The sequence below is a fragment of the Dickeya fangzhongdai genome, from assembly GCF_002812485.1.
Taxonomy (GTDB): Bacteria; Pseudomonadota; Gammaproteobacteria; order Enterobacterales; family Enterobacteriaceae; genus Dickeya; species Dickeya fangzhongdai.
Genome location: NZ_CP025003.1, coordinates 4,811,147 through 4,823,886, shown reverse-complemented (window position 1 = coordinate 4,823,886; position 12,740 = coordinate 4,811,147). Strand labels below are relative to the sequence as shown.

At 55.4% G+C, this 12,740-nt stretch carries 13 protein-coding genes and 1 pseudogene; 6 read left to right on the top strand and 8 right to left on the bottom strand.

Features of this window, described 5'->3' with window-relative positions; translation table 11 throughout:
• Positions 1 to 2 precede the first annotated feature (2 nt).
• The 4 genes from bcsD (at position 3) to CVE23_RS21660 (ending at position 5,058) form a co-directional block, all read left to right on the top strand.
• Positions 3 to 470: a cellulose biosynthesis protein BcsD gene (gene bcsD / locus CVE23_RS21675; RefSeq protein ID WP_038917420.1), complete on the top strand. Its 468-nt coding sequence runs from the start codon at positions 3 to 5 to the stop codon at positions 468 to 470.
• 12 nt (positions 471 to 482) lie between these two features.
• On the top strand, positions 483 to 1,481 hold the full coding sequence (locus tag CVE23_RS21670) for a glycosyl hydrolase family 8 (protein ID WP_100850318.1): 999 nt from the start codon (positions 483 to 485) through the stop codon (positions 1,479 to 1,481).
• 397 nt (positions 1,482 to 1,878) lie between these two features.
• Positions 1,879 to 3,165, top strand: a complete 1,287-nt coding sequence (locus CVE23_RS21665) for a dicarboxylate/amino acid:cation symporter (RefSeq protein ID WP_042858155.1) — start codon at positions 1,879 to 1,881, stop codon at positions 3,163 to 3,165.
• 435 nt (positions 3,166 to 3,600) lie between these two features.
• Complete coding sequence (locus tag CVE23_RS21660; RefSeq protein WP_100850317.1) at positions 3,601 to 5,058, top strand: M16 family metallopeptidase; 1,458 nt, start codon at positions 3,601 to 3,603, stop codon at positions 5,056 to 5,058.
• Positions 5,059 to 5,076: 18 nt separating this feature from the next.
• Here CVE23_RS21660 and CVE23_RS21655 read toward each other — a convergent pair.
• The 3 genes and pseudogenes from CVE23_RS21655 to CVE23_RS21645 all read right to left on the bottom strand — a co-directional run.
• Positions 5,077 to 5,226, bottom strand: a pseudogene (locus CVE23_RS21655) (IS5 family transposase); the annotation flags it as partial.
• Between the two features lie 50 nt (positions 5,227 to 5,276).
• On the bottom strand, positions 5,277 to 6,311 hold the full coding sequence (locus tag CVE23_RS21650; protein ID WP_100850316.1) for a virulence RhuM family protein: 1,035 nt from the start codon (positions 6,309 to 6,311) through the stop codon (positions 5,277 to 5,279).
• A 93-nt stretch (positions 6,312 to 6,404) separates the two neighbouring features.
• Positions 6,405 to 6,905 (bottom strand): type II toxin-antitoxin system RelB/DinJ family antitoxin, encoded by a 501-nt coding sequence (locus CVE23_RS21645; protein WP_100850315.1) that lies wholly within the window; start codon positions 6,903 to 6,905, stop codon positions 6,405 to 6,407.
• A gap of 80 nt (positions 6,906 to 6,985) precedes the next feature.
• Here CVE23_RS21645 and CVE23_RS22815 point away from each other — a divergent pair, with 80 nt between their 5' ends.
• On the top strand, positions 6,986 to 7,255 hold the full coding sequence (locus tag CVE23_RS22815; protein WP_145958436.1) for a hypothetical protein: 270 nt from the start codon (positions 6,986 to 6,988) through the stop codon (positions 7,253 to 7,255).
• Here the strand turns inward: CVE23_RS22815 and kdgK are convergent.
• From kdgK to yhjD, 3 genes are all read right to left on the bottom strand, one after another.
• Positions 7,227 to 8,159 carry a 2-dehydro-3-deoxygluconokinase gene (gene kdgK, locus CVE23_RS21640; RefSeq protein WP_100850314.1) on the bottom strand — a complete coding sequence of 311 codons (933 nt, stop codon included), beginning with the start codon at positions 8,157 to 8,159 and terminating at the stop codon, positions 7,227 to 7,229. The genes CVE23_RS22815 and kdgK overlap by 29 nt on opposite strands.
• A 182-nt stretch (positions 8,160 to 8,341) precedes the next feature.
• Positions 8,342 to 8,545, bottom strand: coding sequence for a 2-hydroxymuconate tautomerase family protein (locus tag CVE23_RS21635; RefSeq protein ID WP_015848366.1), 204 nt, complete (start codon positions 8,543 to 8,545; stop codon positions 8,342 to 8,344).
• A 28-nt stretch (positions 8,546 to 8,573) separates the two neighbouring features.
• On the bottom strand, positions 8,574 to 9,560 hold the full coding sequence (gene yhjD / locus CVE23_RS21630) for an inner membrane protein YhjD (RefSeq protein WP_100850313.1): 987 nt from the start codon (positions 9,558 to 9,560) through the stop codon (positions 8,574 to 8,576).
• A gap of 223 nt (positions 9,561 to 9,783) precedes the next feature.
• Here yhjD and CVE23_RS21625 point away from each other — a divergent pair, with 223 nt between their 5' ends.
• Complete coding sequence (locus tag CVE23_RS21625; RefSeq protein WP_100850312.1) at positions 9,784 to 11,007, top strand: MFS transporter; 1,224 nt, start codon at positions 9,784 to 9,786, stop codon at positions 11,005 to 11,007.
• A 55-nt stretch (positions 11,008 to 11,062) separates the two neighbouring features.
• Here the strand turns inward: CVE23_RS21625 and CVE23_RS21620 are convergent, their stop codons facing one another.
• A complete protein-coding gene (locus CVE23_RS21620; RefSeq protein ID WP_038917429.1) occupies positions 11,063 to 11,626 on the bottom strand; it encodes a DcrB family lipoprotein in 564 nt (187 codons plus the stop codon).
• A gap of 171 nt (positions 11,627 to 11,797) precedes the next feature.
• Positions 11,798 to 12,469, bottom strand: a complete 672-nt coding sequence (locus CVE23_RS21615) for a 7-cyano-7-deazaguanine/7-aminomethyl-7-deazaguanine transporter (RefSeq protein ID WP_100850311.1) — start codon at positions 12,467 to 12,469, stop codon at positions 11,798 to 11,800.
• Positions 12,470 to 12,740: the final 271 nt, after the last annotated feature.

Here is a 12,740-nt window from a genome sequence, read left to right as displayed (position 1 = left end):
GCATGAGTGACCTGCAACAGCATGCATTGAACTATTATCGCCAGCAGCAACTGCCGCCCGGCTGGGCGGATCTGCTCGGCGTGATCGTCAACGGGATGATGGATAACGCCGGTGAGCAGGAAGGGCTGGCGTTTTTGCGTCACATGGGCGGGCAACTGGCCGAACGCTACCCGCTGTCAGCGGCGGTGACGGTGGTGGATCTGGAACGGGAGATCAATCGGGTGCTGTCTCTGTTCGATTGGGGATGCGTGGACCTGCGTCCGTATGAAAATCGACTGGAGATTTATCATCTGGCGTTGCCCGTCTCCGTGAATACGTCAGGCAGCGTCAGGTGGCGCATGGCGATGGCGGCGGTGTTGCAGGGGCTCTACAGCCGTTGGCTGCGTGAGCAGGGCGGCGTCGAGTCTGTGCCGCTGTCCTGCGAAGAGACCGACAACGAATCGACCCTGCTGTTCCGTTACCAACACTGAGCCGGAGGCGTAATGGTAAAGCCAATGTGGCGTTGTTGGGCGTTGATGCTGATGGTGTTGTTCAGTGTGTCGGCAACGGCGGCAAACGGCTGGGAAATCTATAAAAGCCGTTTCATGACCGCGGATGGGCGCATTCAGGATACCGGCAACAAGAATGTCAGCCATACCGAAGGCCAGGGATTCGCCATGCTGATGGCGGTGCATTATGGTGATCGGAGCGCGTTCGATAGCCTGTGGAACTGGACGCAAAGCCACCTGCAGAACACGGCCAGCGGCCTGTTCTACTGGCGTTATGACCCGTCGGCGGCCAATCCGGTGGTGGATAAGAACAACGCCTCGGATGGCGATGTGCTGATCGCCTGGGCGTTGTTAAAAGCGGGAAACAAGTGGCAGGACAACCGTTACCTGCAGGCGTCGGACCGTATCCAGAAAGCGATCATCGCCAACAATATCATTCAGTTTGCGGGCCGCACCGTGATGTTGCCCGGCGCCTATGGCTTCAACAAGAACAGCTATGTGATCCTTAACCCGTCATATTTCCTGTTCCCGGCCTGGCGCGACTTTGCGAACCGCAGCCATCTTCAGGTGTGGCGGCAACTGATTGACGACAGCCTGTCGCTGCTCGGAGAAATGCGTTTCGGTCAGGTTGGGTTGCCGACGGACTGGGTGGCGTTGAACGCGGATGGATCGATGGCGCCGGCGACGGCCTGGCCGCCGCGTTTCAGTTACGACGCCATCCGTATTCCGCTGTACCTGTATTGGTATGACGCCAAAACGACGGCGCTGGTGCCGTTCCAACTGTACTGGCGTAATTATTCCCGTCTGACGACGCCGGCCTGGATCGATGTGCTGAGCAATAACACCGCACCTTACAACATGCAGGGCGGCTTATTGGCGGTACGCGACCTGACGATGGGCAACTTCGACGGACTCAGCGATCTGACCGGCGCATCGGAAGATTACTACTCGTCCAGCCTGCGTCTGCTGGCCACTTTGGCACGCGGTAAATAACCTATCCTGTGGTAAACATGGCGAGGCATCGTCCTCGCCATCTCCCCCATTTTTACCCCTCAGACATAGCATGTTTCACGCTTTGTTAACCTGATTGTTACTCGTGATCCCATTCACAAAAAATTCTTATGAATCAGCGCAGAATAGAGTAATGACGCGGTTTGCCGCGAGGTTTAGACGGCGTTAGTCATGCGTGATGTTACCGATAAATTAATGCAATGTTTTTGGGAAGAATCTGTTGAAGCGATTCAGCTCTTGTTTTTAACCGGATGTTCACAAACTAAAGTTATAAAAGTATTCAGCCTGTTATCAGGGTGTTATTTTCCGGCGCAAGCACAGGCGGCAACTTTATCGTTCTTTGTCCCCCGTGTGTTTTCCCATCAAAGGACGTCACACTATGAAAAAATCAATATTCAAAAGTCTCTACTTTCAGGTGCTTACTGCTATTACCATAGGGATATTGCTGGGTCACTTCTACCCAGGACTGGGGCAGCAAATGCAGCCTCTGGGCGATGGATTCGTGAAATTAATCAAAATGGTGATCGCGCCTGTGATCTTTTGTACCGTCGTCACCGGGATCGCCGGGATGGAGAGTATGAAAGCCGTCGGGCGTACCGGCGCCGTTGCGCTGCTCTATTTTGAAATTGTCAGTACGCTGGCGCTGATCATCGGTCTGGTGGTGGTAAACGTGCTGCAGCCTGGCGTGGGTATGAACGTGGATCCGGCGTCGCTGAACGTGGCCGCGGTGGCGAACTACGCTACTGAAGCCGGTAAGCAAGGCGTGGTGCCGTTCCTGATGGACGTGATTCCTTCCAGCGTGATCGGCGCTTTCGCCAGCGGCAACATCCTGCAGGTGCTGCTGTTTGCGGTGATGTTCGGTTTCGCTCTGCACCGTCTGGGCGACAAGGGCGTGCTGATTTTCGACGTGATCGAAAGTTTCTCCAAAGTGATTTTCGGCATCATCAACATGATCATGCGTCTGGCGCCGCTGGGGGCATTCGGCGCGATGGCCTTCACCATCGGTAAGTATGGCGTGGGCACGCTGGTGCAGCTGGGGCAGTTGATTATCTGCTTCTACATCACCTGTATCCTGTTTGTGGTGCTGGTGCTGGGGTCTATCGCCAGAGCTACCGGTTTCAGCATCTTCAAGTTCATTCGCTACATTCGAGAAGAACTGCTGATCGTACTGGGTACTTCCTCTTCCGAGTCCGCGCTGCCGCGTATGCTGGAGAAGATGGAAAAACTGGGTTGTAAGAAATCGGTGGTGGGTCTGGTGATTCCGACCGGCTACTCCTTCAACCTGGACGGCACCTCGATTTATCTGACTATGGCGGCGGTGTTCATCGCTCAGGCGACCAACAGCCACATGGATATCTGGCATCAGATCACCCTGCTGGTGGTGCTGCTGCTGTCGTCCAAAGGGGCGGCGGGCGTGACCGGCAGCGGCTTTATCGTGCTGGCAGCCACCATTTCCGCCGTAGGGCACCTGCCGCTTGCCGGTCTGGCGCTGATTCTGGGCATCGACCGCTTCATGTCCGAAGCCCGCGCGCTGACTAACCTGGTCGGCAACGGCGTGGCGACCGTAGTGGTGGCCAAATGGTGTAAGCAGCTTGATTCCAAACAGATGAACAACGTGCTGTCCGGCCGCGATGACGGCCCGGCGGCGGAATCCCGTCCGTCCTGATAGCGCGTTAACGCGGATTCACTCCTGCCAGTTACCCACAGTTCGCTTCGCGGACTGTGGGTAATTCTTATCCATTCTGTGCTAGATTTAGACGCATTTAGTTTTTTTACTCTTTATTTCACGTCGTTGAGTGACATAGACGAAAGCACGCTGTCTAACGGGATGGTACACTTCGCTTCTCTTTTTTGTGAGGCGAATATACCCGTCATACTTCATGTTGCAGGTGCGTTGGCTGCCCTCACTCACCCGGTTGCCGCGTTACAAGGCTCGTATGCGCCTTGCCCTTGAAGGGCCGATGCGTTGTGTTGTTCAAAGCGCGATCGTTTTGCCCTGCAACTCGACTTATTTTGGGTATAACACGTGAGGCGGCAGGACGATGCCGCCCGAATTCACAAAAACATACTGTATTGGTTAGTGATTAAAGTAGGGGTTCACATGCAAGGCACCAAATTTGGCCTTTTTGTTGGTGGAGTGTTGCTGGCGGCTGCCGTCGGCAACGTGCAGGCTGAAGCACTACAACCCGATCCCGCCTGGCAACAGGGCAAGCTGGATAACGGCTTTAGCTGGCAGCTTCTTGCAACACCCCAGCGTCCCAGCGACCGGATTGAACTACGGTTGATGATTAATACCGGTTCACTGACGGAAAATGCGCAACAGACGGGGTTTTCCCATTTTATTCCGCGTCTGGCGTTGTTGCCGCGCGACACCTTTTCCGCCGGGCAGCTACCGTCGTTGTGGCAGCAGTCTGAGAGCGAAACCCGACCATTGCCCCCGGCTACCACATCGTATGACTTTACCTCTTACAATCTGAGTCTGCCGAATAACCGGCCTGACCTGTTGAAAGATGCGTTGAGCTGGCTGGCGGACACCGCGGGCCAGTTGCAGATTAATGATAAACGCATCGCGTCGGCGATGAAGATGATTGATCCGGTGGCGACCGCGCCCACCAATCCGCAAGACCCGAGCTGGCGCTACCGCCTGAAAGGGTCGTCGCTGTTGTCGTATGCGCCGGGGCAACCGCTCAAGGCGTCGGTGAATGCCGAACAGCTGAACAAATACTACAAAACCTGGTACACCCCGGACGCCATGACGCTGTATGTAGTGGGCAATGTCGACAGCCGCGTCATCGCCGAGCAGATCGACAGAGTGTTTTCGCCGTTGCAGGGCAAGCGGGTGACGCCTTCTCCGTTGCCGACGCTGTCCGCGATGCCATCGACGCCGATCAGCCTGATGGACAGCAGTGCGAAGCAGGATATCCTGTCGTTGGTATGGGACATGCCGTGGCAGCCTATCCGCGATTCTCAGGCGCTGGCCCGCTACTGGCATAGTGATTTGGCGCGCGAAGCGCTGTTCTGGCATATGCAGCAGGTGCTGACCAAAAGCCCGCTGAAAGACACCAACGTGCGTTTTGACTGCAATGTGGTGTATGCCCGCGCCCAGTGCGCCATCCATCTGGACAATGTCACCAGCGAATCGGCGCAGGCCGGCGTGACTTTCCTGAGCAAAGAGCTACTGGCGCTGCGGGATAAAGGACTGTCTCAGGCGGAGTTTGACACGCTGATGGCGCGTAAAGCGGAAGAGCTGAGCAAGCTGTTCGCCACGTATGCCCGCGCCAGTACCGATATTCTGATGGACCAGCGTCTGCGTTCGCAGAAAAACGGGGTGGTGGACATTGCGCCGGAGCAGTATCAGAAGCTGCGCCAGAACTACCTGTCGTCGGTCACGCTGGAGATGCTGAATCAGGAACTGCATCAGCAGTTGTCTCAGGAAGCGACGTTGGTGATGCTACAGCCGCAGGGCGAGCCGGAAGCCAACATGAAGGCGTTGCGGGAAACCTACATGAGCATCATGCAGCCGGATAATAACGCCGCGTCTGCGGCACCGGCACAATAGATAGACTAGGAGTGTCCCTTAATTTGACAACCGCTTTAAAAATAACCGGATAGCACCCAGTTTAAGCATACTCAGGTAGTTTTTGGCTGTTTTTTCCGAGCGGGTTGCAATACGGCGATGTTCCTTCAGCCGGGCAAAATAGCGTTCAACGGCATTACGCTTTTTGTACCACCGAATATCAAGTTTTCGGTGGCTATCCGTTCTGACAGATTAAACGGCTATTTGTCCTTTTTAAGTATTGCCTTGAGTGCAGCGATATTGGCTTGTGCGCCTTCGGCTTCTTTTAAGCGACGGCGCTGTACTGCAAAGCGGTCAAACTCCAATTTTGCCTTATCATCTGCGTCTTTTTTGGAGATTTTCCCGGCACCGCTTAAAACATCCCGATCGTTAAAACTCAAGAACTGGTCAAGCTTATCGGCCCAGTCCTGCAAGAATACCTGCTTGCGGCGTAAAGCCTGGTCTTCGGCAAAATCGAGCCACATATTGACGATACGATTGAGCTCTTTGATTTCGTCTTCACGTAGGTAGTTCTTTGCAATAGTGACGTCTGTCTTGCGTACTTCATCGCCTTTATAGCTGGTCAGGCCCATATCCGGTTTACTGGCATCTACACGGCGGGCGATAAGCTCAGCGGCCGTCATATGCGTGCAGGCATAATGCAGCTTGTTTTGGATGGTTTGAAAGAAACGGTTAGTCTCTTGGTTGGATGGCTCGTAGTCGGCGGCCATAGTAAAGATTTCTTTCACCCGCAGATAAACACGTCGCTCACTGGCTCGGATATCGCGAATGCGTTCCAGCATTTCATCAAAGTAATCTGGCACAGCGGAATGACCAACGGGCGGGTTTTTCAGGCGCTCGTCATCCATGACGAAGCCCTTAATAAGGTACTCTTTCAGTATTTGTGTCGCCCATTGGCGAAACTGTGTGCCACGTTGTGAACGAACCCGGTAGCCTACCGCTAGAATTGCATCGAGATTGTAGTGATCAATTTCGCGAGATATTTGACGAGTACCTTCTAATCGAACTATCCGGAATTTCCGGATAGTTGCGTTTTGTACAAGCTCACCTTCATTGTAGATATTGATCAGGTGCTCATTAATTGTGCGAACATCTTTATCATAAAGTTCTGCCATTGCAGCTTGAGAAAGCCACAACGTATCGGACTCAAAACGACACTCAACGCGCGTTTGACCGTCAGCACTGGTGAAGAGAACAAACTCACCTTGTGGTGCTTGAGGTGTGCTATCTGCCATTTAATCAACCTCTCTGCGTTATTGAGTGGCTCTACTACGCTGTATCATCATGTCAAAAATCAGTGTATTGATCGGTTTTTTCTTGCCGGTTAGCTACTCTTCGCGGCTAAAGATACCTTGCCAGCGACAAAAGGCATTGCGATGCCTGTCGGTCCATTGTGTGCAGATGACGTAGGTTTTGTCTGCTCGCTGGGCCACTTTGGTGGTTGAGTAGCGGTTTCGCTCTTTGGCATCTTTGGCCGCACTGCGAATGTCTTCTGGCCTAAGTGATTTGGCAAGCTTCAGCACAGGGAATGAAAGTCCAAAGGTGTTGCGACAATAGGTCAACTGAGTGAGGTTTTCTATTTCACTTAGAGGTAAGTTGTTCTCAACCAAGTCATGAATCACCTCTGTGATCTCGGCGTTGGTGATTTTGCTCTGTGATGACCCCTCTGGCTGGGTTTCACTTTCAAGGGCAACAGAAAAGGGAAAACCTTTGGACTGAACAGATTTTGCCAAAAACACGTTGATCGCTTGCTCAATGGGCAATCCGAGTTTTGCAAAAATATCTGTCGCTTTTTCAAGTAATTGATTATCTAGCTTGGTGACTTTCATGTGACAAACAAAACCTACAAATTGTAATTTTTGTATATTATCGGTTTTGCATTCTTACGGCTAGCGATGAAGTTAAAAAAATGGGAAATAATGAAAGGTGTACTACCGGAGAACAGATTATATTGCCAAGTAAACATCTAATTTATAAGAAGTCCAAAGCGTTGAGTGTCATGAGATTTGTTATGCCAATACTTGGTATTGAAGTCATGACTTTGCTGCATTTGCATTATGGATATAAATTATTTGTAATAAAAACGCCGGTTCAGCATGAGACTGAACCGGCGTTTTTTATTGAGTCAGCCGTGTTACCTGTTACCCTGCTCAGGCAGGCATTGCTTCCAGCGGAATAATCGCGCCGCGATACTGGATGACGGTGCTGGCGGTGAGATGGCCGCGTTTGGCGGCATCCTGCGCGCTGCCGCCGTTCAGACGCACGGACAGGTAGCCGGCGCTGAACGAATCGCCCGCCGCCGTCGTGTCGACGACTTTTTCTTTGGGCAGCTTTATCGCCGGGACTTCCTGCAGCGGTTCGCCCTGGATCGACACCAGGCAGGAGTCTGCGCCGCGTTTGATCACCACTTCCGTCACTCCGGCGCTATGGGTGCGTTTCAGCACCTCGTCCACCGGCAGTTCGCCCCACAGCATATCTTCGTCGTCCAGCGTCAGGAACGCGATATCCGTGCAGGCCAGCATATCGCTGTACGATTGACGGGTTTCTTCTTTGCTCTGCCACAGGCGCGGGCGATAGTTGTTGTCGAAAATTACCTTGCCGCCGTTGGCGCGGCAGGCGTGCAGCACCGTCAGCAGGCGCGCACGGCTGGCTTGATTCAGGATCGCCAGGCTGATGCCGCTCAGGTAGATGTAATCGAACTGCGCCAGTTGCTGACTGATGGTGTCGGCATCCGGGCTTTCCAGCCAGTAACGGGCCGCGGCATCGTTACGCCAGTAGTAAAAGGTGCGCTCGCCGGTGGCGTCGGTTTCGATGAAATACAGCCCCGGCAGTTTGTTGTCCAGACGTTGGATCAAGTCGGTTTTGACCCCTTCCTTTTGCCAGGCAGCCATCATTTCGCTACTGAAGGAATCGGTACCCAGCGCGGTGACGTAATGTACGCCAAGCGCGTCCGGTTTTACCTGACGGGAGATGTAGACGGCAGTGTTGAGGGTATCGCCACCAAAACCGCGGTTGAGATCCGCGCCTTTCTGTGACAGTTCAATCATGCACTCGCCAATAATCGCAATGTTCTTCGTCGTCATGACAGCTGACCTGTAAAAAGAGAAGGTGAACCAAACGGAAACTAGCGCCAGTCTCAACATTACGCAGCATGGAGTCAATAGCGATGAAACGATGTTTTATTTTTTCATGATGTGGATCGGGAAAACCGTTTGTAATCCCGATCCTTAGCGGACTGTTGCCTATTGATACGTTGTGTGTCCGGTTATGAAGCCTGCTGGCGGCGCTCGGTGACGCTCTGTCCGCCAATGCCCCAGTTGTCGGTTTCCACCTCATCAATGATGACCACGGTCGTGGCCGGATTTTTTCCCAGCGTATCTACCAGCAGCTGGGTTACGCCGGCAATCAGCTGCTTTTTTTGTTCGGCGGTGGCGCCGTCTTTGGTGATGCGAATGTTGACGAAAGGCATGGTCGCTCCTGTTGATGGACTATGGGGGTCAGGCGTCGGGCAGCGGCGCCCGCGTGTTGGTATCGGTTTTCGGGTCCGCCGTGGCGATCCAGGCGGCGCAGAATAGCGTCAGGCGGGCAAAGAAATAGAAAAACGTCATCAAGCCGATGACGGAACCAAACGCGGCGCCGGAAGGCGATGTCGCCAGTTGAGGCAGCGCCACGGTCATGGCGAACTTCAGCATTTCAAAGCCGATGGCCGCCATCAGCGTGCCGCGCAACAACGGTCCGCGCCGGGGGTTATGGCGCGGCAGCACCCACAGTATCCACAAAAACAGCAGATAGTTGGCGAAGATGGAGATAGACAGCGCAATCAGCGTCATCACCGGGCGCAACCAATCAATGCCGTCCAGACCCAGGGCCCGGACGATCGTCGCCTGCGCGCTGCCGGCCACCGAGGTGAGAAACAGCGTGATCACCAGCGCCAGCAGCAGCCCGATCAGCGACAGAAAATCCCACAGGTAGCGCAGATAGATTTTCTCTTCCTCGTGCGGCTGGCGCTCCCACACATCGCGCGACTGGGCGTGAATCGCCTCCCGCAGGTTGCCTATCCAGTTTACGCCGGAATAGAGCGCGATCAGCAAACCGGTCAGCCCGACGGTGGTGCGCTGTCGTACCGCGGTATTAACGGTGTTCTTCAGGGTGCGGGCGAGACTCGGGTCGCTGATGCTGTTGACGATACGGTTGATGAGACCGGTCAGCAGGTCGGGGTTGGAAGCCAGCACAAACCCTGCCGTGGCGAACGATACCATCAGAATCGGAATCAGCGACAGAAACGAAAAGTAGGTGATGGCGGCGCCGAACTGGTTGCCCATCCGGTCGTTAAAGCGGTCTCCCGCGCGGATAAAATGGGCGACAACGGGCACCGACCTGATGCGGTGCAGCCAGCCTGCTAGGTACCCGAACCGCTGACGGGAAGCGCCGGATGGCGTGTCCTGTTCGGTCGAGGGGCGTGGCTGGTTGAGCTTCACAGGCATGCAATCTCTCCTGACGACGTATCCCGTTGAGTATAACGCAGGCGCGGTTCTGTCATATAAGCGTAAAAGAGGTCATATAAGCGTAAAAGCGCAGAGGTCAAAGTCGTATGACGACGCACGCTAATTGGTGCTGAAAGACGCAAGTGTCTTGTTTATACTCAGAATCTCACAATGTCTGCCGCGTTCGCCTGTCGACGCGACCCGTAAGCGAGCCGATTTCTCCATGCCAGCTTCCACACCGCCTGTGTCTACGCCGCCCAAGCCCTCTCCCGGCGGCTTGCGTCTAAACTTGCGCATCATGTCCGTAGTGATGTTTAACTTTGCCAGCTATCTGAATATCGGGTTGCCGCTGGCGGTGTTGCCGGGCTATGTGCATGAACAGCTTGGGTTCAGCGCCTTCTGGGCCGGGCTGGTGATCAGTCTGCAGTATTTTTCTACTCTGCTCAGTCGCCCGCGAGCCGGTCGTCATGCGGATGAGAAAGGGCCGAAGCAGGTGGTGGTGTTCGGGCTGTCCGGCGTGCTGCTGAGCGGCGTATTTTATGCGCTGGCGGCCTGGAATGACGGCTCGCCGGTGCTGGCGCTGGCGCTGTTGTGCGTCGGCCGTCTGGTGCTGGGCATTGGGCAGAGCTTCGCCGGCACCGGCGCAACCTTGTGGGGCGTCGGTGTAGTCGGGTCGCTGCATATCGGCCGGGTGATTTCGTGGAACGGCGTGGCGACCTATGGCGCGATGGCGATTGGCGCGCCGCTGGGGGTGTGGATTTATCATCTGGGCGGGTTGTGGCTGCTGTCGATCGTGATCGTGCTGGTGGCCGGCGCGGCGATTCTGCTGGCGTTGCCCCGTCCGGCGGTGACGGTGATGCCGGGCAAGAAGCTGCCGTTCCGCGAGGTGCTCGGCAAGGTCTGGCTGTACGGCGTGATTCTGTCGCTGGCGTCCGCCGGGTTCGGCGTGATCTCGACTTTTATCACCCTGTTTTACGCCAGCCGTCAGTGGGACGGCGCCGCGCTGACCCTGAGCCTGTTCAGCTGCGCCTTTGTCGGCACCCGGCTGTTGTTCCCGAATGTCATTAACCGTTTTGGCGGCCTGCGGGTCGCGCTGGCCTGCTTTCTCGTAGAGGGCGCCGGTCTGGTGCTGGTATGGCTGGCATCGCACCCGCTGATGGCGGAAGCGGGCGCGTTTTTTGCCGGCGCCGGATTTTCGCTGGTGTTCCCGGCGTTGGGCGTGGTGGCGGTCAAGGCGGTGTCGGCGCAGAATCAGGGCAGCGCGTTGGCGACGTACACTATCTTTCTGGATTTGTCGCTGGGGGTGGTTGGGCCGGCGGCCGGCGTCATGATGGCTTATACCGATATCGATGCCATTTATCTGGCGGCGGCGGGGCTGGCGCTGGCTGGGCTGCTGCTGACGGTACGGTTGTATCAGCGCGGGTTGCGCGACGCGAAAGCGGTGTGAACAGAATCCCGCCGACAACCGTTGTCGGCGCGGCGGGGATGACGCTGTGTGGGGATCAGTTCAGCTTCAGCGAGCTGATTACCTTAGCGGCGTCGGCCTGCGCCTGCTGCAGATTATCCGCCGGCAGCGTGATTTGCAGCGTCAGCAGACGATTGTCCGCTTTTGCCAGCACGATGGACGAAAACGCTTTCTGCCCGTTGCTGGTCAGGACGCTGTCCAGTTGCTGAATCTGATGGCCGTTGATCTCGGCGGTTTTGTTACCCAGTACCTGAAGGTTGGCATCGCGCCCGCGCTGCTGCTCTTCAAGACGTTGACCCAGAGCCGGCAGATCCAGCGGCGTGTCATCACCCACAATCACGATGATGGCTTTCTGGCCGCTCTGATCCGCATAGACGTGCATGTTGTTGTTCTGATTGCCCAGTTTGCCGCTCTGATCGCTCAGGCCGTCCGGCAGGGTAAAGGTCAGTTTGCCGGAGAGCAGGGACACGTTCTGCGCTGTGGTTTTCTCCGCTGCGGGGCTGGCGGCCGGCGCGTTGGTTTTCTTATCGCTGTTGCCGTCGCAGGCGGCCAGCGTGGCGGCCAGCAGACCAATACCGATATATTTCGCTAAATTTGGCATGGGTATCCTTTCTTTATCACGAACAAAAACAGAAGTGGCGCTATGGCACCTGATTCGGGGCGTAAAAACAAGCGTTTTGTTATCACGGTCCCTGTCTTGCACCCGAATCAGGTGGGGGAGGGCAATTTTTCCGGTTATTCCGAAACCCTGTTTATGAGCGAAAACAGCGTATCAGGCGGTTTGATCCTGGTACGGCGCGTTGTTCCCCGGCTGGCTCAGACGGCGCAGCAGCATGTTAAGCAGTACGCCGTACATCGGCAGGAAGAAAACCAGGTTGATGGCGATCTTGAAGAAATAATCCACCGTAGCGATTTCCATCCAGTGCGTGGCCATGAACGGATCGGTGCTGCGATAGAAGGCGATAAAGAAGAACGCCACCGTATCGCTGAGGTTGCCCAGCACCGCGGAAGCGGCCGGCGCCGCCCACCAGGCTTTGAGCCGGCGCAGACGGTTGAAGACATGCACGTCGAGAATCTGGCCCAGCACATAGGCCATCAGGCTGGCGGCGGCGATACGCGCCACCATCGGGTTCACCTGGCTCAGCGCGCCAAACCCCTGCCATTCGCCCTTGTAGAATAGGGACGAAACCAGATACGAAGCGATCAGCGCCGGCACCATCACCGTCAGAATAATGCGGCGTGCCAGCGGGGCGCCGAAGATCCGCACGGTCAGATCGGAAGCCAGGAAGATGAACGGGAAAGTAAATGCGCCCCAGGTGGTATGAAAGCCGAAAAGCGTAATTGGCAGCTGAACCAGATAGTTGCTGGAGATAATCACCAGGATGTGAAAGAGGGATAGCCAGCACAGCGCTGTCAGCCGCTGTTGTGCGGAAAACTGAAACATAATGTGACCTTTTTTTGGTTATTGGGGTGAGGGAACCCAGACAAATTGCCTCGTTATACCCGTCATACTTCACGTTGCGGCATGACTCGGCCCACATACATGGCCTTACCCCCGAAGGGCCAACGCAACTCGAGTTATTTAGGGTATCTGCGCCTTTTTAACGCTAACGTGTCGGCATCATACCGCGTTGTTGCGGCTTTGCAATCGTTAGGCGATGTCTCAATTATGCGTGTAATTAGCGCAGGCTCAACTGACCGCGATCAAGGCGGAG